General features: G+C 66.4%; 16 protein-coding genes. 14 read left to right on the top strand and 2 right to left on the bottom strand.

The annotated features are described in order from the left end of the window. Positions 1-5: 5 nt before the first annotated feature. Together AC0IWM_RS17340 and AC0IWM_RS17335 are read right to left on the bottom strand one after the other, a co-directional pair. On the bottom strand, positions 6-1,229 hold the full coding sequence (locus tag AC0IWM_RS17340; protein WP_471756991.1) for a YeeE/YedE family protein: 1,224 nt from the start codon (positions 1,227-1,229) through the stop codon (positions 6-8). 24 nt (positions 1,230-1,253) lie between these two features. Then, positions 1,254-2,210 (bottom strand): sulfurtransferase, encoded by a 957-nt coding sequence (locus AC0IWM_RS17335; RefSeq protein ID WP_471756989.1) that lies wholly within the window; start codon positions 2,208-2,210, stop codon positions 1,254-1,256. Positions 2,211-2,916: 706 nt separating this feature from the next. On the opposite strand from AC0IWM_RS17335, the gene AC0IWM_RS17330 reads away from it, so the two are divergent. The 14 genes from AC0IWM_RS17330 to AC0IWM_RS17265 all read left to right on the top strand — a co-directional run bounded on the left by AC0IWM_RS17330 (position 2,917) and on the right by AC0IWM_RS17265 (position 23,228). After that, a complete protein-coding gene (locus tag AC0IWM_RS17330) occupies positions 2,917-4,248 on the top strand; it encodes an aminotransferase-like domain-containing protein (protein WP_471756987.1) in 1,332 nt (443 codons plus the stop codon). A gap of 200 nt (positions 4,249-4,448) precedes the next feature. Then, complete coding sequence (locus AC0IWM_RS17325) at positions 4,449-6,074, top strand: B12-binding domain-containing radical SAM protein (RefSeq protein ID WP_471756985.1); 1,626 nt, start codon at positions 4,449-4,451, stop codon at positions 6,072-6,074. Positions 6,075-6,639: 565 nt separating this feature from the next. Then, positions 6,640-7,170 (top strand): 50S ribosomal protein L10, encoded by a 531-nt coding sequence (gene rplJ / locus AC0IWM_RS17320; protein WP_055954702.1) that lies wholly within the window; start codon positions 6,640-6,642, stop codon positions 7,168-7,170. Positions 7,171-7,227: 57 nt separating this feature from the next. After that, positions 7,228-7,608, top strand: a complete 381-nt coding sequence (rplL, locus tag AC0IWM_RS17315; RefSeq protein ID WP_447678971.1) for a 50S ribosomal protein L7/L12 — start codon at positions 7,228-7,230, stop codon at positions 7,606-7,608. A 249-nt stretch (positions 7,609-7,857) separates the two neighbouring features. After that, on the top strand, positions 7,858-11,982 hold the full coding sequence (rpoB, locus tag AC0IWM_RS17310) for a DNA-directed RNA polymerase subunit beta (protein ID WP_056473103.1): 4,125 nt from the start codon (positions 7,858-7,860) through the stop codon (positions 11,980-11,982). Positions 11,983-12,154: 172 nt separating this feature from the next. Next, positions 12,155-16,363, top strand: coding sequence for a DNA-directed RNA polymerase subunit beta' (gene rpoC / locus AC0IWM_RS17305; protein ID WP_471756983.1), 4,209 nt, complete (start codon positions 12,155-12,157; stop codon positions 16,361-16,363). A gap of 448 nt (positions 16,364-16,811) precedes the next feature. Beyond that, a complete protein-coding gene (gene rpsL / locus AC0IWM_RS17300; protein WP_018044234.1) occupies positions 16,812-17,183 on the top strand; it encodes a 30S ribosomal protein S12 in 372 nt (123 codons plus the stop codon). A gap of 105 nt (positions 17,184-17,288) precedes the next feature. Next, the gene (gene rpsG, locus AC0IWM_RS17295) at positions 17,289-17,759 is read left to right on the top strand and encodes a 30S ribosomal protein S7 (RefSeq protein WP_056183508.1); all 471 of its coding nucleotides are present in this window, start codon (positions 17,289-17,291) and stop codon (positions 17,757-17,759) included. A gap of 30 nt (positions 17,760-17,789) precedes the next feature. Then, on the top strand, positions 17,790-19,865 hold the full coding sequence (gene fusA / locus AC0IWM_RS17290; protein ID WP_471756981.1) for an elongation factor G: 2,076 nt from the start codon (positions 17,790-17,792) through the stop codon (positions 19,863-19,865). Between the two features lie 69 nt (positions 19,866-19,934). Then, complete coding sequence (tuf, locus tag AC0IWM_RS17285; protein WP_471756979.1) at positions 19,935-21,125, top strand: elongation factor Tu; 1,191 nt, start codon at positions 19,935-19,937, stop codon at positions 21,123-21,125. 90 nt (positions 21,126-21,215) lie between these two features. Further along, positions 21,216-21,524, top strand: a complete 309-nt coding sequence (gene rpsJ, locus AC0IWM_RS17280; protein ID WP_018044230.1) for a 30S ribosomal protein S10 — start codon at positions 21,216-21,218, stop codon at positions 21,522-21,524. 50 nt (positions 21,525-21,574) lie between these two features. Next, positions 21,575-22,315 (top strand): 50S ribosomal protein L3, encoded by a 741-nt coding sequence (gene rplC / locus AC0IWM_RS17275; RefSeq protein ID WP_055949264.1) that lies wholly within the window; start codon positions 21,575-21,577, stop codon positions 22,313-22,315. Beyond that, positions 22,315-22,935 (top strand): 50S ribosomal protein L4, encoded by a 621-nt coding sequence (gene rplD, locus AC0IWM_RS17270; RefSeq protein ID WP_056469592.1) that lies wholly within the window; start codon positions 22,315-22,317, stop codon positions 22,933-22,935. Before rplC ends, rplD begins: the two co-directional genes overlap by 1 nt. Continuing rightward, positions 22,932-23,228 (top strand): 50S ribosomal protein L23, encoded by a 297-nt coding sequence (locus AC0IWM_RS17265; RefSeq protein ID WP_018044227.1) that lies wholly within the window; start codon positions 22,932-22,934, stop codon positions 23,226-23,228. The genes rplD and AC0IWM_RS17265 overlap by 4 nt, the downstream gene beginning before the upstream one ends. Positions 23,229-23,249: the final 21 nt, after the last annotated feature.

Below are 23,249 nucleotides of genomic sequence, written 5' to 3'. Positions count from 1 at the left end.
CGGCCCTAAGGCAGAAGACGCAGGCGTCGCCCCACGAACAGGGTCGCGGTGAGCCCGGCGAACATCGCCGCCCCGAAGACCCAGCCCGACACCGCCCCTGCCATGATGCCGGAGAGCAGCGTACCGACGCTGCAGCCGAGCCCCGTCATCGCGCCCCAGCCGAGGAGGAGTCCGCCGAGGAGACCGCGCGCGGCCTGATCCCGGGTCGGACGCGCAGGACGGAATTCCCCCGCCGCGAGGGCGGCCGCGAAGGAGGCGATCACCAGCCCGGCGACGAACAAGCCGTTCGGGGTCAGCACCGCGTCCCGGATCGCCGTGGCGCATCCGCGAAAGCCGTCGAGGCCTTCCAGGCGCTCGGGCAGGAGGCCGAGGGTTGCCGCTGCCTGCCGGCTGCGCCCGCCGATCTCGGCGGTGACGCCGAGCGGCCCCACCCGGAGATAGGCCAGCGTCCCGATGGCGCCCACCGCGAGACCACCGATCCAGGTCGGCCAGCGCTCGGCGAACACCGCTCGCAGCGGATCGACCCGCCGCGGCGCCATCGTCACCACCGGTGGCAGCCGCCGCAGGAGCGGCAGCGCCAGGGTCGCCAGGACACCGAGCGTGAGGACCAGGCTGCCGGCATAGCCGACGTACCGCGGCAGCCAGAGCACCGGCGCCTCGCTGATGCTGGTGAGAAAGAGTGTGTTCCAGCTGGCAAACCCCAGAACGAAGCCCAGTGCGGTGCCCACGAGGGCGAAGGGCGCCGTCGGCGAGCCCTCGCCGAGCCGGTAGAGATGCGCCCCGATGCAGGAGCCCGAGATCGCCATGCCGCTCCCGAACACGGCGCCCGCCAGGGCCAGGACCGGGCCTACGGGACCGATATGCGCGTCCGGGGCGAGGCGCGGGCCACCGGGATCGGGGAGCCAAGCGCCGAGCACGACGCCGTAGCCAACCGTGCCCACGGCCAGAGCCGCCAGGATGCCCAGCGCCCCGCGCGGATCGCCCCGGTCGATCAGGTCGCGCCACAGGCAGAAGAAGCAGAAGCGGGCGCGCTGCAGCGCGAAGCCGAACGCGGCGCCGAAGGTGAGGGAGAGGGCGAGCCGACCGCTGCCGGGCTCCCCCGAGAGGTACCAGGCAGCAAACAGCAGGCCCGCGCCGATCAGGCCTGCGAAGAGGGCGCGCAGCGGAATGGGGACGCGCCCGGCCTGGGGCCTGTGCGCGCCGACATTTGCGAGGGGGGAGACGCTCACGGGGAGGCGGGAATTCGACGGCGCTTACTTGCCGATCCAGACGGTCCCGGCGAGGTTCACCACGGGCACGCCCACGGTGTTGCCGTACTCCGTCCAGGACCCGTCGTAGTTGCGCACCGGGTAGCCGAGGATCCGGCTCAGGACGAACCAGGAATGGCTGGAGCGCTCGCCGATGCGGCAGGAGGTGATCACCGGCTTCGAGCCGTCGATCCCCGCCTCCGCGTAGAGCCTCTTCAATTCCGCCACGGGCTTGATGGTGCCGTCCGGATTGACGGCCTTGGCCCAGGGGACGTTCACCGAACCGGGGATGTGGCCGGCCCGGATCGCGAGTTCCTGGATGCCGGGCGGTGCGATGACCTTGCCCGAGAACTCGTCCGGCGAGCGGATGTCGAGGATCGCCTCGTTGCGCTCCTTGCGGGCAACGGCGAGGACATCCGCGAGGCGCGCGCGCTGCGCGCTGGAGACCGGCGTGACGGGGAAGCGCGAGGCCGCCACGTCCGGGCTTCGTGTCTCCAGCGGCCGCTTGTCGGCCTCCCACTTCTTGCGCCCGCCATCAAGGAGCTTGACGTTGTCCACGAGGCCGTACTGGGCGAAGACCCAGGCGCCCCAGGCGGCGAACCAGTTGTTGTTGTCGCCGTAGAGCACCACGGTGGTGTCGCGGTCGATGCCCAGGCGCCGGACCAGGGCGGCGAACTTCTCCGGCCCGGCGATGTCGCGGCTCACGGTCTCCACGAGGTCGGTGTGCCAGACCACGTTCTGTGCGCCGGGCACGTGGCCGCGCTCGTACACGCCCGGCTCGACGCTGACCTCGACGATGCGCAGCTTCGGGTCGGCGAGGTTGGCCTCGAGCCACTCGGTGGAGACGAGAGGGCTCGACCGAGCCTGACTCTGCTCGGCGGATTGTGCCACCCGAGCCCCGAGAGTCGGCAACGCCAGGACAGCCAGGGCAACCCGGGCTGCAGGGAGGATTCTGTAGGACACGGTCGCTCTCCAGCGGTGGAACGGCATCGGGGTTCGGGCCGGGCCGGCGATCACCGACAGCACCTGTCTGGCCGCACACATGCCCGTGCCAGGCCCCGAAATTTGACGGTACGATCGTGTTGCTGAATTCGACCGAGAGCAATACCAAGTTATTTCAAAGATATATTGAGAGAGAGAACATCCTTTTCGTCGACTTGGAAACAAAACCAGGACTTTCTCGGACGCTCGACCGTTCGCGAGGCCGTCCGGAAACCGACCGCTTCTGACAACGCCGCGGTCGGGATGCGGATGCGCTTCCCGAGGCGCGCGACGCAGCCCCGAGCGATCGCCCTCCATGGCGACCGAGCGACCGATTCTCGATTCACGCGCGCCAGAATGGCTTCGCGCCTTCACGACGCAACGCAGTGCAATCGAGATCGAGTTCCGCCATTTGCTCCGATGTCATTGCCCGAATCGTACGGCGCCCCACGGCGCGGCGACGCCACAGCGCGACGAGGGTAATCACGCGTGCCACAGGAGACGTCCGGAGTCGCCGGACCGGAGACCTAGCGGTCCCGTAGGATAGAAGAGCCCCCACTGAAGAACGATCGGTTGGCAAACTGTCTGGTCTCGATATCATCTGCGGCCTCCATCGGATCGCCCCCCTCTCCATTGATCCGATTTCAACCGATATCAATCGAATCATTGCACTCGGAGCAATATTGGCGTGAGCGACTACCGGACGATTTCCGACGGACTGGCGGCCGAGATCGCATCGGGCGCCCTGCCGCCGGGAACCCAACTGCCGCCACAGCGACAGTTCGCCTACGAACGCGGGATCGCGGTCTCGACGGCCAGCCGCGTCTATGCCGAATTGGTGCGGCGCGGCCTCGTCACCGGAGAAGTGGGGCGGGGGACCTATATCCGCGGCCCAGCCGGCATCGTCACGACGGCGGCGTCGGAGGCCGAGACGGGCCTGATCAACCTCGAACACGTCTTCTCCATCCTTCCCCATCAGGCCGCCGACCTCGCCACCAGCCTCCGGGCCCTGCTGGACCCGGCAGAACTGCAGGCGACCTTCCCACCGGTGCGACCCGTGGCGACCGCGCAGGCGCGGGAATCGGCCGCGGCCTTCTTCCAGAGGGGAGGCTGGTCGGCCGAGCCGGATCACGTCCTCTTCACGGGAGCAGGGCGGCAGGGCATCGCCGCCGCGATGGCGGCCCTCGTCCAGCCCGGCGAGCGCATCGGGGTCGAGGCCCTGACCTATCCGGTGATCAGAGGGCTGGCGGCCCGGCTCGGGATCGTCCCGGTGCCGCTCGCCGTGGACGAGCGGGGGGTGAGGCCGGATGCCATCGCGGCGGCACAGAAGGAGGCACCCCTCCGCGCCGTTTACCTGCAGACCGTCCTGCAGAGCCCGCTCGGACACACCATGGACGAGGCCCGCCGCCATACCATCGCGGAACTGCTGGAGCGTCACGACATCATGGGGATCGAGGACGCAGTCTACGGGTTCCTATGCGACGAGGAGCCCCTCGCTGCCCTGGCGCCGGACCGCGTGATCCTGGTGGACAGCCTGTCGAAGCGGCTGGCGCCAGGCCTGAGCCTCGGCTTCGTCGCCGCCCCGGCCGCCCTCGTGGATCGCCTGGCCCGCATCATCCGCAACGGAGCCTGGACGGTGAGCGGCCTTCCCTTGGCGATGGCGATCCACGTGATCAACGACGGTCTGGCCGGGCGGATCGGGCGCGCCAAGCGCACGGATGCGGCAGCGCGCCAGACCCTCGCCCGTGAGACCCTGTCCGGCCTCGATGTCCAGGGCGACCCGCGCGCCTATCACCTCTGGCTGACGCTTCCCGGTGCCTGGAACGCCGACCGATACGCCGCGGCGGCGGCACGCAACGGGGTGGCGGTCTCGCCCGCAAGCGCCTTCGCCATCGATTCCGCCGCGGCGCCCAACGGGGTCCGCCTGGCTCTCGGGTCCCCGCCGATGGCCCGGCTCGCGAGCGCGCTCCAGATCCTCCGGAGGCTCGCCATCGAGGGAGAGGATTCCCAGGTCGAGTGAGCCCCGGACACCCTGGCGCAGGACGCCGGCAGGCGCGCCGGCATCCGGGGTCCGGCCCGCGTCCGGCGCGGGGATTCGTTCAAAGCCTCGTGAAGGGGCAGGGCGGTCGCCGGGAGGGAGCGGGCCCGATCGACGGAAAGCCATAGAAATCAACAGGGGAGGGTGACGCCTTCGCGCTTGGCTGTGCTAGGTATGCGGTCATGCGATGCACACTCTCCGTGATCTCGAAGCGACGCATCCTGTGCGTCTTTCCCGCCTACACGCCGTCCTTCGGGACCTTCTCTCACGCCTACCCCCTGATGGGCGGCGTGAAGGCCTTCATGCCCCCACAGGGGCTCCTGCTCATCGCGGCCTACATGCCCGAGGCCTGGGAGTACCGATTCATCGACGAGAACATCGTACGGGCCGGCGCGGCGGACTTCGCCTGGGCCGACGCGGTGTTCGTCTCCGGCATGCACATCCAGGCCCCGCAGATCCGGGACATCTACGCCCGGGCCCACGCGGCCGGTAAGGTGACGGTGCTCGGCGGCCCCTCGGTCTCCGGCTCTCCCGAGCAGTATCCCGAATTCGACTACCTGCATCTCGGCGAGATCGGCGACGCCACCGACGAACTGGTGGCGATCCTCGACCGGGACGTGTCGATTCCGGCGGCGCAGGTGCGCCTGGAGACCAAGGAACGCCTGCCGCTCTCCGACTTCCCGGCCCCGGCCTACGAGGCGGCACCGCTCAAGCGCTACCTCATCGGCTCGCTGCAATTCTCCTCCGGCTGCCCCTATCGCTGCGAGTTCTGCGACATCCCGCAGCTCTACGGCCGCCAGCCGCGGCTGAAGAGTCCCGAGCAGATGCTCGGCGAGCTCGACGCGATCATCGCCCAGCCTGGGCACCCGGCGGTGGTCTACTTCGTCGACGACAACTTCATCGGCAACCGCAAGGCCACGAAGGACATGCTGCCCCACCTCGTGGCGTGGCAGAAGAAGAACGCCTATCCGCTCCAGTTTGCCTGCGAGGCGACCCTGAACATGGCCAAGCAGCCCGATATCCTCGAGCTGATGCGGCAGGCCAACTTCATGACCGTCTTCGTCGGCATCGAAACGCCGGAGGAGGACGCCCTCGCGGGAATCGACAAGAAGCACAACGCCGCGGTGCCGATGTACGAGGCGATCGAAATCCTCAACAGCTACGGCCTCGAGGTGACCTCGGGCATCATCCTTGGCCTCGACACCGACACCGACCAGTCCGAGCAGAAGCTCATCGACTTCATCGACAAGTCGGCCGTGCCGGTGCTGACCATGAACCTGCTGCAGGCGCTGCCGAAGACGCCGCTCTGGGACCGTCTGACCCGCGAGAACCGCCTCGTCCACGACGCCGCGCTGGAATCGAACGTCCTGTTCAAGCGCCCGCACGACGACGTGGTGGCCTCCTGGCGCCGGGCCATCGCCCATGCCTACGAGCCGGCGCAGATCTTCGAGCGCTTCCGGCACCAGGTGGAGGTGACCTACCCGAACCGGATCAAGACCCCGGTGAAGGGAAAGCTGACCCGCACCAACCTGCGCCGCGGCCTCGTGCTGGGCTTCAACATCGCCGTGCGCGTCGGCCTGCTGTCCGATTACCGCCGGGTGTTCTGGCGGGCCGCCGGCCACGCCCTCAAGCGCGGCCAGATCGAGGCGGTATTCAACATGGGCTTCGTCGCCCACCACCTGATCCGCTTCACCCGCGAGGCCCTGCGCGGCGAGCACAATGCCTCGTTCTACGCCGCCAAGGCGGACCAGACGCACAATGCCCGCGAGCCATGGTGGCGGGCAGCGCGCAGATTCCTGCCGACCTGACAGGCGCTTACGCTCTGTCCGCGCGTGGTCCCGGATCGCAGTCCGGGGCCGCCGACGGCGTCAAGGAAAATGCGCAGCCTGCGACGGAATAATCGCCCTGGGCACTTGGCAGGCTGCTTGCAAGGCTCTATAGACCCCGCTCAACGTTTTCATACATGAGAAAGGAATCGGCCGATCGGTCGCATTCCGATTGAGAGATCGCCTGGGCAACCAGGTGGTGTTGGCCGGAAGGCTTCGAGGGGCATAAAACCCCTTCTGAGCTTCGTCCGGCCATGTCCTGTCCGAGACTGCAGGCGCCGGGCCACCGGCTTAATCCGCAAGCCTGCACAGACTGGGAAGACCGAAATTCTACTGCCCTCGCCGGGTTCGCATCTCGCGGACAAGGTGAGGCATCGGTTTGAACCATCTCACCCGTGTCGTCCACCCGTTCCGGGGGGCGGTAGGGGACAGGGCCGTGAAGCGTCGCCAAGGACGTTCCGGCTTCTTGTTAAGCCGAGTTCCGTCCCGGGCGGCATGTGCAACCGGCGGACCCGTTCTCGGGTTCCGCCAACCGGAGAGAGCCCCAGTGGACAGGACAGCCAAAGCTGATCTCGTCTCGACGCTCAACGGCGTGTTCGCGAACACCGCCGTCGTCGTCGTGGCCCACTACAAGGGCCTCACGGTCGCCGACATGCAGAAGCTGCGCTCGCAGATGAAGCAGGCCGGTGCCACCGTGAAGGTCACCAAGAACCGCCTCGCCAACATCGCTCTCGATGGCACGGACGTCGCCTCCATCAAGCCCCTCCTGAAGGGTCCGACCCTGCTCGCTTATTCGAGCGATCCGGTCGCGGCCGCCAAGGTTGCGGTGGACTTCGCCAAGGTCAACGACAAGCTCGTGATCCTCGGCGGCGCCATGGGCACGACCGCCCTGAACCCGGACGGTGTGAAGGCCCTCGCCTCGCTGCCGTCCCTCGACGAACTGCGCGGCAAGATCGTGGGCCTCATCCAGGCTCCCGCGACCAAGATTGCCCAGGTCGTCAACGCACCGGCGGCCAAGCTCGCCCGCGTGTTCGGGGCCTATGCCACCAAGGACGAGGCTCAGAGCGAAGCGGCCTGAGGCCGCATCGCCCTTATCAACCCATCCGTTCAAACCGATATCCAAGGGAATACCAACATGGCTGATCTTGCCAAGCTCGTCGACGACCTGTCCTCGCTGACCGTTCTCGAGGCCGCCGACCTCGCCAAGATGCTCGAAGAGAAGTGGGGCGTCTCGGCCGCCGCTGCCGTCGCCGTGGCCGCCGGCCCGGCCGCCGGTGGTGCTGGCGCTGCCGCCGCCGAGGAGCAGACCGAGTTCACGGTCATGCTCACCGCCGCCGGCGACAAGAAGATCGAGGTCATCAAGGAGGTCCGCGCGATCACCGGCCTCGGCCTCAAGGAAGCCAAGGACCTCGTCGAGGGTGCTCCGAAGGCCGTCAAGGAGTCCGTCAACAAGGAAGAGGCCGAGAAGCTCAAGGCCCAGCTCGAGAAGGCTGGCGCCAAGGTCGAGCTCAAGTAAGACCCTTCGGTGGACCGGACCGGTCCATCACTTTCCGTCAGGCTCCCCGGAGCCTGACGGCACCAACGGCCCGCGGGTTCACGCCCGTGGGCCATGGTCGCTTCAGGCGGCCCGACCGGCCCACGCGAGGGCCACAGGATTTTCAGTTCGGGAGGGCGTCGTCCGGCGGGGCGGGCCCGAAGCCTGGTTGCGGGAGGCAGACGCCTTCCCCGGGCACCCGGTACGCGGGACGTAGGAGCGAGGTCACCCATGGCCAACACGCTGGTCGGTCGCAAGCGGATTCGCAAATTCTTCGGCAAGATCAAGGAAGTCGCCGAGATGCCGAACCTCATCGAGGTTCAGAAGGCGTCCTACGACCAGTTCCTGATCATGGACGAGCCGGAAGGCGGACGGGGCGACGAAGGCCTGCAGACCGTGTTCAAGTCGGTCTTCCCGATCTCGGACTTCTCCTCGACGGCACTCCTCGAGTTCGTGAAGTACACGTTCGAGCAGCCAAAATACGACGTCGACGAGTGCCGCCAGCGCGGCATCACGTATGCGGCTCCTCTCAAGGTGACGCTCCGCCTCATCGTGTTCGACGTGGACCCGGATACCGGCGCGAAGTCGGTCAAGGACATTAAGGAGCAGGACGTCTACATGGGCGACATGCCCCTGATGACGGAGAACGGCACCTTCATCGTCAACGGCACCGAGCGCGTCATCGTCTCCCAGATGCACCGCTCCCCGGGCGTGTTCTTCGACCACGACAAGGGTAAGACGCACTCCTCCGGCAAGCTCCTCTTCGCCGCCCGCATTATCCCGTATCGCGGCTCCTGGCTCGACGTTGAGTTCGATGCCAAGGACATCGTGCACGTCCGCATCGATCGGAAGCGCAAGCTCCCCGTGACGTCGCTGCTGTTCGCACTCGGCCTGGATGGCGAGGAGATCCTGTCGACCTTCTACAACCGCGTGGTCTACGACCGCGATGGCGCGGATTGGCGGGTGCCCTACGACGCCGATCGCCTGAAGGGCTTCAAGGCTTCCGTCGATCTGATCGACGCCGAGTCCGGCGAGGTCGTGCTCGAGGCCGGCAAGAAGCTGAACGCTCGCAACGCCCGGCAGATCGCCGAGCGCGGCGTGCAGTTCCTGAAGGCCACCGACGAGGACCTGATCGGCCAGTACATCGCCGAGGACTTGGTCAACGCCAAGACCGGCGAGATCTGGGCCGAGGCCGGCGACGAGATCTCCGACAAGCTCCTCAAGAGCCTCGAGGATGTCGGCGTGTCCGAGCTGCCCGTGCTCGACATCGACCACATCAACGTCGGCCCCTACATCCGCAACACCCTCGCGGTGGACAAGAACTCGGGCCGCGAAGGCGCGCTGTTCGACATCTACCGTGTCATGCGTCCCGGTGAGCCGCCGACCCTGGACACCGCCGAGGCGATGTTCCACTCGCTGTTCTTCGACCCCGAGCGCTACGACCTCTCGGCCGTCGGCCGCGTGAAGATGAACATGCGCCTCGACCTCGACGCCGAGGACACCGTGCGGACGCTGCGCCGCGAGGACATGCTCGCGGTCGTCAAGGCCCTGGTGGACCTGCGCGACGGCAAGGGCGAGATCGACGACATCGATCACCTCGGCAACCGCCGCGTGCGCTCGGTCGGCGAGTTGATGGAGAACCAGTACCGCCTCGGCCTGCTCCGCATGGAGCGCGCCATCAAGGAGCGGATGTCCTCCGTCGATATCGACACGGTGATGCCGCAGGACCTCATCAACGCGAAGCCCGCAGCTGCGGCCGTGCGCGAGTTCTTCGGCTCCTCCCAGCTGTCGCAGTTCATGGACCAGACCAATCCGCTCTCGGAAGTGACGCACAAGCGTCGCCTCTCGGCGCTCGGCCCTGGCGGCCTGACCCGCGAGCGCGCCGGCTTCGAGGTGCGCGACGTGCACCCGACCCATTACGGCCGCATCTGTCCGATCGAGACGCCGGAAGGCCCGAACATCGGCCTGATCAACTCGCTGGCCACCTTCGCGCGGGTCAACAAGTACGGCTTCATCGAGACCCCGTTCCGGCGGGTGAAGGACGGCGTCGTCACCACCGACGTCGCCTACCTGTCGGCGATGGAGGAGGCGAAGTACTACGTCGCCCAGGCCAACGCCCAGATGGACGAGAACTTCAAGCTGACGGAGGACCTGGTGGTCTGCCGTCGGGCCGGCGACGTCATCGTCGTGCCGCCGGATCGCGTCGACCTCATGGACGTGTCGCCCAAGCAGCTCGTCTCGGTGGCGGCCGCGCTCATTCCGTTCCTCGAGAACGACGACGCCAACCGCGCCCTGATGGGCTCGAACATGCAGCGCCAGGCCGTGCCGCTGGTTCGCGCCGACGCGCCCTTCGTCGGCACCGGTATGGAGGCCGTGGTCGCACGCGACTCCGGTGCCGCCATCGCGGCGCGCCGGACCGGCATCGTCGATCAGGTGGACGCCACCCGTATCGTCATCCGGGCCACCGAGGAGGCCGACGCCAACAAGCCGGGCGTCGACATCTACCGCCTTCAGAAGTTCCAGCGCTCCAACCAGTCGACCTGCATCACGCAGAAGCCGCTGGTGCGCGTCGGCGAGGCCGTGAAGAAGGGCGAGATCATCGCCGACGGTCCCTCGACGGAGTTCGGCGAGCTGGCGCTGGGCCGGAACGTGCTCGTCGCGTTCATGCCGTGGAACGGCTACAACTTCGAGGACTCGATCCTGCTCTCCGAGCGGATCGTGAAGGATGACGTGTTCACCTCGATCCACATCGAGGAATTCGAGGTGATGGCCCGAGACACCAAGCTCGGTCCGGAGGAAATCACCCGCGACATCCCGAACGTCTCGGAAGAGGCGCTCAAGAACCTCGACGAAGCCGGCATCGTCTACATCGGCGCCGAGGTCCACGCGGGCGACATCCTGTGCGGCAAGATCACGCCGAAGGGCGAGAGCCCGATGACGCCGGAGGAGAAGCTCCTGCGCGCCATCTTCGGCGAGAAGGCGTCCGACGTGCGCGACACCTCGCTCCGGGTCCCCCCGGGCGTGACCGGCACAATCGTCGAGGTCCGGGTGTTCAACCGCCACGGCGTCGACAAGGACGAGCGCGCCCAGGCGATCGAGCGCGAGGAGATCGAGCGTCTCGCCAAGGATCGCGACGACGAGCAGGCGATCCTCGATCGCAACACCTACGCGCGTCTCGCCACTGTGCTCATCGGTCAGGCCCCCATCGCCGGTCCGAAGGGCTTCAAGAAGGAGACGACGCTCAGCCGTGAGCTCCTCAGCGAGTACCCGCGTTCGCAATGGTGGCAGTTCGCCGTCATCGACGACCGTCTCATGACCGAGATGGAAGCGATGCAGAAGCAGTACGACGAGTCGAAGAAGCGCCTCGAGCAGCGCTTCCTCGACAAGGTCGAGAAGCTGCAGCGCGGCGACGAGCTTCCGCCCGGCGTCATGAAAATGGTCAAGGTCTTCGTGGCGGTGAAGCGCAAGATCCAGCCCGGCGACAAGATGGCCGGCCGTCACGGCAACAAGGGTGTCGTCTCCCGGATCGTGCCGATCGAGGACATGCCGTTCCTGGAGGACGGGACCCATGCCGACATCGTGCTGAACCCGCTCGGCGTGCCCTCGCGCATGAACGTCGGTCAGATCCTCGAGACCCACCTCGGCTGGGCCGCGGCCGGACTCGGCCGGAAGGTCGGCCAGGCGGTGGATGCCTACCTGCGCAGCCAGGACATCGAGCCCCTCCGGGACGAGATGAAGGCGATCTACTCGCCGTCCGAGCTCGAAGGGCTGTCCGACGAGGAGCTGGCCGAGGCCGCCAACAACGTGCGCCGCGGCGTGCCGATGGCGACCCCGGTGTTCAACGGCGCCAAGGAAGCCGACATCGAGCAGATGCTGGAGATGGCCGGTCTCGACCGGTCGGCCCAGTCGACGCTCTACGACGGCCGCTCGGGCGAGCCCTTCGACCGCAAGGTGACGATGGGCTACATCTACATGCTGAAGCTGCACCACCTCGTGGACGACAAGATCCACGCGCGGTCGATCGGCCCGTACTCCCTCGTCACCCAGCAGCCGCTGGGCGGAAAGGCGCAGTTCGGCGGTCAGCGCTTCGGCGAGATGGAGGTCTGGGCCCTCGAAGCCTACGGCGCCGCGTACACGCTGCAGGAGATGCTCACGGTCAAGTCGGACGACGTGGCCGGCCGCACCAAGGTCTACGAGGCCATCGTGCGCGGCGACGACACCTTCGAGGCCGGCATCCCCGAGTCGTTCAACGTGCTCGTCAAGGAAATGCGCTCGCTGGGCCTCAACGTGGAGCTCACCTCCTCGAAGAAGCTCGCCAACGACCAGATCGAGCCGCCCGCAGAGGCGGCCGAATAACCACCGCATCACGCTCCCGCGCCGGGCTCGACCCCGGCGCGGTCGGAGCGGGGAGGGGCAGGGCCTCCCGTTCTACGGTCAGCGACGATCCGGCCGGTCGTCGCGCCGCACCCGTTTACAGCACGCGGTCAGCCCCTCGGCGGAGGGTGCGCCTCGTCAGCAGGAGTAGATCATGAACCAAGAGGTCATGAATCTTTTCAACCAGCAGGCTCAGCCCCAGAGCTTCGACCAGATCAAGATCTCGATCTCGTCGCCGGAGAAGATCCTCTCGTGGTCTTTCGGCGAGATCAAGAAGCCCGAGACGATCAACTATCGCACGTTCAAGCCCGAGCGTGACGGCCTGTTTTGCGCGCGCATCTTCGGACCCATCAAGGACTACGAGTGCTTGTGCGGCAAGTACAAGCGCATGAAGTACAAGGGCGTCATCTGTGAGAAGTGCGGCGTCGAGGTCACCCTCGCGCGCGTCCGGCGCGACCGCATGGGCCATATCGAGCTCGCCGCGCCCGTCGCCCACATCTGGTTCCTGAAGTCGCTGCCGAGCCGCATCGGCCTGCTCCTCGACATGGCGCTGAAGGATCTCGAGCGGATCCTGTACTTCGAGTCCTACTGCGTCATCGAGCCGGGCCTCACCCCCCTCAAGGAGCGTCAGCTCCTGTCGGAGGAGGAGTACCTGCGCGCCCAGGAGGAGTACGGCGAGGACAGCTTCACCGCCATGATCGGCGCCGAGGCCATCCGCCGGATCCTGCAGGAGCTGGACCTCGACGGCATCGCCGATTCCCTGCGCGAGGAGATCGCCACCACCACGTCGGAGCTGAAGCCCAAGAAGCTTCTCAAGCGCCTGAAGATCATCGAGGCCTTCCAGATGTCGGGCAACAAGCCCGAGTGGATGATCCTCACCGTGGTGCCGGTGATCCCGCCGGACCTGCGCCCGCTCGTCCCCCTGGATGGCGGTCGCTTCGCCACGTCCGACCTGAACGACCTCTACCGCCGCGTCATCAACCGCAACAACCGCCTCAAGCGGCTGATCGAGCTGCGCGCGCCGGACATCATCATCCGCAACGAGAAGCGTATGCTCCAGGAGGCGGTGGATGCGCTCTTCGACAACGGCCGCCGCGGTCGCGTGATCACGGGCGCCAACAAGCGTCCGCTGAAGTCGCTCGCCGACATGCTGAAGGGCAAGCAGGGCCGCTTCCGCCAGAACCTCCTCGGCAAGCGCGTCGACTACTCCGGCCGCTCGGTCATCGTCGTCGGTCCGGAGCTGAAGCTGCACCAGTGCGGCCTGCCGAAGAAGATGGCGCTGGAGCTGTTCAAGCCGTTCATCTACGCGCGCCTCGACGCCAAGGGCTTCTCCGCCACGGTGAAGCAGGCCAAGAAGCTCGTGGAGAAGGAGAAGCCGGAGGTCTGGGATATCCTCGACGAGGTGATCCGCGAGCACCCGGTGATGCTGAACCGCGCGCCGACCCTGCACCGCCTCGGCATCCAGGCCTTCGAGCCCAAGCTGATCGAGGGCAAGGCGATCCAGCTGCACCCGCTGGTCTGCACCGCCTTCAACGCGGACTTCGACGGCGACCAGATGGCCGTGCACGTTCCCCTGAGCCTCGAGGCTCAGCTGGAAGCGCGCGTCCTGATGATGTCGACCAACAACATCCTGCACCCGGCGAACGGTCACCCGATCATCGTGCCGTCGCAGGACATCGTGCTCGGCCTCTACTACCTGTCGATCGTGGCCGAGGGGGCGATCGGCGCCTTCGACCCGACCAACAAGCAGAACCCGATGCAGGGTGTCTTCGGCAACATCGGCGAGCTCGAGCACGCCCTGGCCGCCAAGACCGTCAAGCTGCACTCGAAGATCCGCTGGCGCTGGAACGGCATCGGCCCCGACGGCGAGCCGCTGACCAAGACCTACGACACCACGCCGGGCCGGGTCATCCTGTCCACGGCCCTGCCGCAGCACGCCAAGGTGCCCTTCGACGTCGTCAACAAGCTGATGACCAAGAAGGAGATCTCGGCGATGATCGACACCGTCTACCGCCACTGCGGTCAGAAGGAGTCGGTGATCTTCTGTGATCGCATCATGGCGCTCGGCTTCAACCACGCGTTCAAGGCCGGCATCTCGTTCGGCAAGGACGACATGGTCGTGCCGGCCAACAAGTGGTCGATCGTCGGGTCGACCCGCGACCTGGTCAAGGAGTTCGAGCAGCAGTTCAACGACGGCCTGATCACCCAGGGTGAGAAGTACAACAAGGTCGTCGATGCCTGGGGCAAGTGCTCGGCCCGCCTCGCCGACGAGATGATGGCCGCGATCTCCGCGGTCCAGAAGGACGAGAACGGGACCGACAAGCAGGTCAACTCGGTCTACATGATGGCGAATTCCGGCGCCCGCGGCTCCCGCGAGCAGATGCGCCAGCTCGCCGCCATGCGCGGCCTGATGAGCAAGCCCTCGGGCGAGATCATCGAGACGCCGATCATCTCGAACTTCAAGGAAGGCCTCGACGTGCTCGAGTACTTCAACTCCACCCACGGCGCCCGCAAGGGCCTCGCGGACACGGCGTTGAAGACCGCGAACTCGGGCTACCTGACCCGTCGTCTCGTCGACGTGGCCCAGGACGCCGTCATCCGCGAGGTCGATTGCGGCACCACCAACGGGATCCGCATGCGCGCCATCGTGGATGCGGGCCAGGTCGTGGCGCCGCTCGCCATCCGCATCCTCGGCCGCGCGACGGCCGAGGACTTGGTGGCCCTCGACGGAACGGTGATCGTCAAGACCAACGAGACGATCGAGGAGAAGCACCTGCCGGCCATCCAGGCGGCCGGGATCCAGGAGGTCAAGATCCGCTCGGTGCTCGTCTGCGCCACCAAGAGCGGCGTCTGCGCCACCTGCTACGGGCGCGATCTCGCCCGCGGCACGCCCGTCAACATGGGCGAGGCCGTCGGCGTCATCGCGGCGCAGTCCATCGGCGAGCCGGGCACCCAGCTCACCATGCGTACCTTCCACATCGGTGGCGCTGCCCAGATCTCCGATTCGTCCTTCATCGAATCGAGCTTCGAGGGCACGATCAAGATCCGCAACCGCGCCCTGGCACGGAACTCGGATGGCGATCTCATCGCCACCGGCCGTAACGTCTCCATCGTCATCGTCGGGTCCGACGGGACCGAGCGCGCGAACCACCGCCTGCAATACGGCGCGAAGCTCCGCGTGGACGAGGGCGACACCGTCAAGCGCGGCCAGCGCATCGCCGAGTGGGATCCCTACACCCGTCCGATCATCACCGAGACGGACGGCGTGGTGGCCTACGAGGACCTCATCGACGGTCAGTCGATCACCGAGACCACCGACGAGTCGACCGGCATCGCCAAGCGCGTCGTCATCGATTGGCGGGGGACCGCCCGCACCGCCGACCTCAAGCCGGCGATGCTGGTGCTCGATGCCGACGGCAAGCCGATGAAGCTGCCGCGCGGCTCGGATGCGCGCTACTTCCTGCCCGTCGACGCCATCATCGGCTACGACCCGGGCGCAAAGGTGAAGGCCGGCGACATCCTGGCCCGCGTCTCGGCGGACTCGGCCAAGACCCGCGACATCACCGGCGGTCTGCCGCGGGTGGCGGAGCTGTTCGAGGCACGTCGTCCGAAGGACGCGGCGATCATCGCGGAGAAGTCTGGCACGATCCAGTTCGGGCGCGACTACAAGAACAAGCGTCGCCTGACGCTGACGCCGCATGACGGGTCCGATGCGGTCGAGTACCTGATCCCGAAGGGCAAGCACATCCACCTCCAGGACGGGGACGTGGTCGAGCTCGGCGACTACATCGTCGACGGCAACCCCGCGCCGCACGACATCCTGGCGATCAAAGGCGTGGAGGAACTCGCTGCCTACCTCGTCAACGAGATCCAGGAGGTCTACCGGCTCCAGGGCGTGTCGATCAACGACAAGCACATCGAGGTCATCGTCCGGCAGATGCTGCAGAAGGTCGAGATCACCGACGGCGGCGATTCCGACATCCTGACCGGCGACCAGATCGACCGGACGGAGTTGGCGGAAGTCAACGAGAAGCTGCTTGCCGAGGGTAAGAAGCCGGTCGTCGGCGTGCCGGTCCTCCTCGGCATCACCAAGGCGAGCCTGCAGACGAAGTCGTTCATCTCGGCGGCCTCGTTCCAGGAGACCACCCGCGTGCTCACCGAGGCGGCCGTCAACGGCAAGATCGACTACCTCGAGGGGTTGAAGGAGAACGTCATCGTCGGGTCTCTCATCCCGGCCGGTACGGGCTCCATGGCTGCCGAGATCCGCGCCGTGGCGCGCCGTCGCGACAACCTGATCCTGCAGCAGAAAGCCGCCGAGAGCGGGGCGCAGCCCCTCTCCGAGTTGCCGCCCGCCGCCGAGTAGACGGATCGGCGCATCGCGCCAGAGAAGAAGGGGCTGCCCGCCGGGTGGCCCCTTTTTCGTGAGGGGTAATAGCCCGAATTTGCGGCCCCTCCGGACCCCGCAACTTCATGAACTTGTAACGGAATGGGTTGACGCGGGACGAATCCGCCTCTATCAGGCCCTCATTGAACGGCTGGCCGTAGGCAGCAATCGATCGTGAGGCCCAGGGCCTCGATCCAGGCTTCCTAAACGCATCCGACTTCAACAGACGAACACGTGTCAGCCCGGCACGATCGCTTGCTTCGATGCAGGTGATCCTCTGCTTGCAACGGCGCGCCAAAGGCTGAAATCAGCCTGGGGCGCGGTTTTGCGTTTCGTCGCACACTCATGTGCGATGCCGGGGCCGGCCAGAACGAGATTTGGATTTCGACGGTCACCGACGCAGGTGACGCGTTTCGAGAGGATTGGCATGCCGACGATCAACCAGCTGATCGCTCAGCCGCGCAAGGCGCAGAAGAGCCGCAACAAGGTGCCGGCGCTCGACGCCTGCCCGCAGAAGCGTGGCGTCTGCACCCGCGTCTATACGACGACCCCGAAGAAGCCGAACTCCGCGCTCCGCAAGGTCGCCAAGGTTCGTCTGACCAACGGCTTCGAGGTCATCGGTTACATCCCGGGCGAGGGCCACAACCTTCAGGAGCACTCCGTGGTGATGATCCGCGGTGGCCGTGTGAAGGATCTTCCGGGTGTGCGCTACCACATCCTACGCGGCGTGCTCGACACGCAGGGCGTCAAGGGTCGCAAGCAGCGCCGTTCCAAGTACGGCGCCAAGCGGCCGAAGTAAGACCGATATTCGCGCACCCCGTAAGGATGTCGCCGGCCTCTCAGAGGCTCAAGGCGGCCTGCGCGGGGTGGTTTCAAGAAGACCAAGTTTAAGACGGAGCGAGCGATGTCCCGCCGCCATTCTGCCGAGAAGCGTGAGATCATCCCGGACCCGAAGTACGGGGACATCGTGCTGACCAAGTTCATGAACTCGATCATGTACGAGGGAAAGAAGTCGACCGCCGAGCGCATCGTCTACGGTGCCTTCGACATCGTCGAGAACCGCGCCCGCGCCAACCCGATCGAAGTCTTCCGCGCCGCCCTCGACAACGTCGCCCCCGCGATCGAGGTCCGTTCCCGCCGCGTCGGCGGCGCGACCTACCAGGTCCCCGTCGAAGTGCGCACCGAGCGCCGCCAGGCGCTGGCCATCCGTTGGCTGATCCAGGCCGCCCGCGGCCGCAACGACCGCACCATGGTGGAGCGCCTCTCGGCCGAGCTGCTCGACGCCGCCAACAACCGCGGCAACGCCGTGAAGAAGCGGGAAGACACCCACCGGATGGCCGAAGCCAACCGCGCCTTCTCGCACTACCGCTGGTAAGCGGACCCGGACCCTTTCAGGAGCAATCCGATGCCCCGCACGCACGCGATCGAGGACTACCGCAACTTCGGCATCATGGCCCACATCGATGCCGGCAAAACCACGACCACCGAGCGGATCCTCTACTACACCGGCAAGTCCCATAAGATCGGCGAAGTCCATGACGGCGCCGCGACGATGGATTGGATGACGCAGGAGCAGGAGCGTGGCATCACGATCACCTCGGCTGCGACGACCTGCTTCTGGCGCGACAAGCGCCTGAACATCATCGACACCCCCGGCCACGTGGATTTCACGATCGAGGTTGAGCGCTCGCTCCGCGTGCTCGACGGCGCCGTCTGCGTGCTCGATGGTAACCAGGGCGTCGAGCCGCAGACCGAGACGGTCTGGCGCCAGGCCGACAAGTACGACGTGCCGCGCGTCGTGTTCGTCAACAAGATGGACAAGATCGGCGCCGACTTCTTCAAGTGCGTGGCCGACATCATCGATCGCGTCGCCGGTAAGCCGGTGTGTCTGCAGCTGCCGATCGGCGCCGAGAACACCTTCAAGGGCGTCATCGACCTGATCAAGATGAAGGCCATCGTCTGGACGTCGGAGAAGCTCGGCGCGGACTTCTCGGAGGCCGAGATCCCGGCCGACCTCGCCGACCAGGCCGCCGAGTATCGCGTCAAGCTCGTCGAAGCCTGCGTGGAGATGGATGACGACGCCATGTCGGCCTACCTCGACGGTGTCGAGCCGGATGCCGAGACCATGCACCGCCTCGTCCGCACCGCCGTGCAGCGCCGTGCCTTCCACCCCGTGCTCTGCGGCTCGGCCTTCAAGAACAAGGGCGTCCAGCCCCTGCTCGACGCCGTCGTCGAATACCTGCCGTCTCCCGCCGATCGCGGCGAGATCAAGGGCATCGACTTCAAGACCGAGGAAGAGACCGTCCGGCACCCGTCGGATACGGATCCCTTCTCCATGCTCGCCTTCAAGATCATGGACGATCCGCACGTCGGCACGATCACCTTCTGCCGCGTCTACTCGGGCAAGATCGAGTCGGGCGCCAACGTCCTGAACTCGTCGCGCGATAAGAAAGAGCGCGTCGGCCGCATGCTTCTCATGCACGCCAACAACCGCGAGGACGTCAAGGAAGCCTTCACGGGCGACATCGTGGCGCTTGCCGGCCTCAAGGACACCCGTACGGGCGACACCCTCTGCGATCCGCAGAAGGCCGTCATCCTCGAGAAGATGGAATTCCCCGAGCCGGTGATCGAGATCGCCGTCGAGCCGAAGTCCAAGGCCGACCAGGAGAAGCTGGGCATCGCCCTCGCCAAGCTGGCGGCCGAGGACCCATCCTTCCGGGTCTCCACGGACCAGGAATCGGGCCAGACCATCCTGCGTGGCATGGGCGAGCTCCACCTCGACATTAAGGTCGACATCCTGCGCCGCACCTACATGGTCGACGCGAATATCGGCCAGCCGCAGGTGGCGTACCGCGAGAAGCTCACGAAGCGCACCGAGATCGACTACACCCACAAGAAGCAGACCGGCGGTACCGGTCAGTTCGCTCGGGTGAAGTTCGTTGTCGAGCCGAACGAGCCCGGCAAGGGCTTCGAGTTCGCCTCGAAGATCATTGGCGGCGCGGTGCCCAAGGAGTACATCCCGGGCGTCGAGAAGGGCCTGAATTCGGTGCTCGGTGCCGGCATCCTCGCCGGCTTCCCGGTGGTCGACATCAAGGTCGAGCTGATCGACGGCGCCTACCACGACGTCGACTCGTCGGCCCTAGCCTTCGAGATCGCGTCGCGCGCGGCGCTCCGTGAAGCCCTCCAGAAGGGCGGCTCGGTGCTCCTCGAGCCGGTGATGAAGGTCGAGGTCGTCTCGCCGGAAGAGTATACCGGTTCTGTGATCGGCGACCTCAACTCCCGCCGTGGCCAGATCCAGGGCCAGGACATGCGCGGCAATGCGAACGTCATCAACGCGATGGTGCCGCTGGCCAACATGTTCGGCTATGTGAACCAGCTCCGGTCCTTCTCGCAGGGCCGCGCCAACTTCACGATGCAGTTCGACCATTACGAAGAGGTGCCGCGCGGCGAGGCCGAAAAGGTCGTCGCCAAGTACGCCTAAGACGGCGGCGCCCTTCGGGGCGCCTCCCGCACCCCTTCAGACGCAACATCAGATCAGACGGAGGCTATCATGGCCAAAGAGAAATTCGCGCGTACGAAGCCGCACTGCAACATTGGCACGATTGGTCACGTGGATCACGGCAAGACGTCTTTGACGGCGGCGATCACGAAGGTTCTGGCCGAGACGGGCGGTGCGACGTTCACGGCGTATGACCAGATCGACAAGGCGCCGGAGGAGAAGGCGCGCGGGATCACGATCTCGACGGCGCACGTGGAGTACGAGACCGCGAACCGGCACTACGCGCACGTGGATTGCCCGGGCCACGCCGACTACGTGAAGAACATGATCACGGGTGCGGCGCAGATGGACGGCGCGATCCTGGTGGTGTCGGCGGCCGACGGCCCGATGCCGCAGACCCGCGAGCACATCCTGCTGGCGCGCCAGGTCGGCGTGCCGGCCCTGGTGGTGTTCCTCAACAAGGTCGACCTCGTGGACGACGCCGAGCTGCTCGAGCTCGTCGAGATGGAGGTGCGCGAGCTCCTCTCGAAGTACGACTTCCCCGGCGACGACATCCCGATCACCAAGGGCTCGGCCAAGGTGGCGCTGGACAACGGCGACAAGGCGATCGGCCACGACGCGGTGCTGGCGCTGATGGCGTCGGTGGACGCCTACATCCCGCAGCCGGAGCGTCCGATCGACAAGCCGTTCCTGATGCCGATCGAGGACGTGTTCTCGATCTCGGGCCGCGGCACGGTGGTGACGGGTCGCGTCGAGCGCGGCATCGTCAAGGTCGGCGAGACGGTGGAGATCGTGGGCATCCGCGACACCCAGACCACGACGGTCACGGGCGTCGAGATGTTCCGCAAGCTGCTCGACCAGGGCCAGGCGGGCGACAACGTCGGCGTGCTGCTGCGCGGCACCAAGCGCGAGGACGTCGAGCGCGGCCAGGTCGTGTGCAAGCCCGGCTCGGTCAAGCCCCACACCAAGTTCAAGGCCGAGGCCTACATCCTGACCAAGGAGGAGGGCGGCCGCCACACCCCGTTCTTCACCAACTACCGCCCGCAGTTCTACTTCCGCACCACGGACGTGACCGGCGTGTGCGTGCTGCCCGAGGGCACCGAGATGGTGATGCCCGGCGACAGCGTGACCATGGACGTCACCCTGATCGTGCCGGTGGCCATGGAAGAGAAGCTGCGCTTCGCCATCCGTGAAGGCGGACGCACCGTCGGCGCCGGCGTCGTCGCCGCCATCAACGATTAATCGCGCCGTCCAAACGGTCAGTCTGCAGGGAACGATTGAGGGGCGGGTCCTCGCGCCCGCCCCTCCCTCGCCCCGCCAAGGTTTCAGGTCATGAACGGTCAGAATATTCGCATCCGCCTCAAGGCGTTCGACCATCGCATCCTCGATGCGTCGACCCGCGAGATCGTCTCGACGGCCAAGCGCACCGGCGCCACCATCCGTGGTCCGATCCCGCTGCCGACGCATATCGAGAAGTTCACCGTCAACCGCTCGCCGCACATCGACAAGAAGTCGCGCGAGCAGTTCGAGATGCGCACCCACAAGCGCGTCCTCGATATCGTCGATCCGACGCCCCAGACCGTGGACGCGCTGATGAAGCTCGACCTCGCCGCCGGCGTGGACGTGGAGATCAAGCTCTAAGTCCCGCCGGGATTTAGAGCTTACCGTAGAATCGCGCGAGGGAGACACCTATGCGCTCAGGCGTCATCGCACAGAAGGTCGGCATGACCCGCATCTTTACGGATGCTGGGGAACATGTGCCCGTCACAGTGCTCAAAATCGATCAATGCCAGGTGGTTGCCCACCGTACCGTCGAGAAGAACGGCTACGTCGCCCTTCAGGTCGGCGTCGGCAAGGCCAAGGTGAAGAACGTGTCGGCTGCCGAGCGCGGCCGGTTCGCGGTCGCCAAGGTCGAGCCCAAGCAGAAGCTCGCCGAGTTCCGCGTGTCCGAGGACAAGCTGATCCCGGTCGGCGCCGAGATCACCGCCGACCACTTCATCCCGGGGCAGTTCGTCGACGTGACGGGCACCACCACGGGTAAGGGGTTCGCTGGCGGCATGAAGCGCTGGAACTTCGGCGGTCTGCGCGCCACCCACGGCGTCTCCATCTCGCACCGTTCGATCGGTTCGACCGGTGGCCGTCAGGACCCGGGCAAGACCTTCAAGAACAAGAAGATGCCCGGTCACATGGGCGTCGACCGGGTCACGACCCAGAACCTGCGCGTCGTGCGCACGGATCCTGAGCGCGGCCTGATCCTCGTCGAAGGTGCCGTCCCCGGCGTCGCCGGCGGCTGGATCCAGATCCGCGACGCGGTGAAGCGCAAGCTTCCCGCGGACGTTCCGCAGCCTGGCAAGTTCCGTGAGCAGGGTGCCTCGGCCCCCGCCACCGAAGCGCCGGCTCCCGAGGCTCCCGCTTCCGAGGAGAACGCGTGATGAAGCTCGATATCACCACGCTCGATGGCGCCGGTGCCGGTTCCGTCGATCTGGACGAGACCATCTTCGGTCTCGAGCCCCGCGTCGACCTGCTCCAGCGCATGGTCCGCTGGCAGCTCGCCAAGCGTCAGGCCGGCACCCATGCGGTCAAGAACCGTTCGGACGTGAACCGGACGCGCAAGAAGCTGTACAAGCAGAAGGGCACCGGTAACGCCCGTCACGGCGCCGCTTCCGCCCCGCAGTTCCGCGGTGGTGGACGCGCCTTCGGTCCGGTCGTGCGCAGCCATGCCCACGACCTGCCGAAGAAGGTCCGTGCACTCGCCCTGAAGCACGCCCTCTCGGCGAAGGTGAAGGATTCGACCCTCATCATCGTCGACGACGTGAAGCTGGCCGAGGGCAAGACCAAGGGCCTCGTCGAGCGCTTCGAGAAGATGGGCCTGTCCAGTGCCCTGATCATCGGCGGTGCCGAGGTGGACGTGAACTTCGCCCGCGCCGCCCGCAACATCCCGCAGATCGACGTGCTGCCGATCCAGGGCATCAACGTGTACGACATCCTGCGTCGCGAGAAGCTCGTGCTGACCCGCGCAGCGATCGATGCGCTGGAGGCGCGTTTCCAATGAGTGCCGATCCGCGCCACTACGACATCATCGTCTCCCCGGTCATCACCGAGAAGGCGACGAACCTCACCGAGCAGAACAAGGTCGTGTTCCGGGTTTCCCCGAAGGCGACCAAGCCGCAGATCAAAGAAGCGGTTGAGAAGCTGTTCGACGTCAAGGTCACGGGCGTGAACACGCTCGTCACCAAGGGAAAGAAGAAGATTTTCCGCGGGCTTCGCGGACAGCGCTCGGACGTGAAGAAAGCGATCGTGACCCTCGCCGAGGGTGAGACGATCGACGTCACGACCGGCCTCTGAGACAAGTCGGGTTAAGGATTA

The organism is Methylobacterium sp. AC433 (genome assembly GCF_979253015.1).
The sequence above is the reverse complement of the archived record's forward strand: the minus strand, read 5'-3'. Positions and strand labels throughout refer to the sequence as shown.

Excerpts from the sequence above, each read along its gene's own strand:
- AC0IWM_RS17325 (WP_471756985.1), top strand. The coding sequence starts at position 4,449 with ATGCGATGCACACTCTCCGTGATCTCGAAGCGACGCATCCTGTGCGTC.
- rplD (WP_056469592.1), top strand. The coding sequence starts at position 22,315 with ATGAAGCTCGATATCACCACGCTCGATGGCGCCGGTGCCGGTTCCGTC.
- AC0IWM_RS17265 (WP_018044227.1), top strand. The coding sequence starts at position 22,932 with ATGAGTGCCGATCCGCGCCACTACGACATCATCGTCTCCCCGGTCATC.
- tuf (WP_471756979.1), top strand. The coding sequence starts at position 19,935 with ATGGCCAAAGAGAAATTCGCGCGTACGAAGCCGCACTGCAACATTGGC.
- rpoC (WP_471756983.1), top strand. The coding sequence starts at position 12,155 with ATGAACCAAGAGGTCATGAATCTTTTCAACCAGCAGGCTCAGCCCCAG.
- rpoB (WP_056473103.1), top strand. The coding sequence starts at position 7,858 with ATGGCCAACACGCTGGTCGGTCGCAAGCGGATTCGCAAATTCTTCGGC.
- rpsL (WP_018044234.1), top strand. The coding sequence starts at position 16,812 with ATGCCGACGATCAACCAGCTGATCGCTCAGCCGCGCAAGGCGCAGAAG.
- rplC (WP_055949264.1), top strand. The coding sequence starts at position 21,575 with ATGCGCTCAGGCGTCATCGCACAGAAGGTCGGCATGACCCGCATCTTT.
- fusA (WP_471756981.1), top strand. The coding sequence starts at position 17,790 with ATGCCCCGCACGCACGCGATCGAGGACTACCGCAACTTCGGCATCATG.
- rpsJ (WP_018044230.1), top strand. The coding sequence starts at position 21,216 with ATGAACGGTCAGAATATTCGCATCCGCCTCAAGGCGTTCGACCATCGC.
- rplL (WP_447678971.1), top strand. The coding sequence starts at position 7,228 with ATGGCTGATCTTGCCAAGCTCGTCGACGACCTGTCCTCGCTGACCGTT.
- rpsG (WP_056183508.1), top strand. The coding sequence starts at position 17,289 with ATGTCCCGCCGCCATTCTGCCGAGAAGCGTGAGATCATCCCGGACCCG.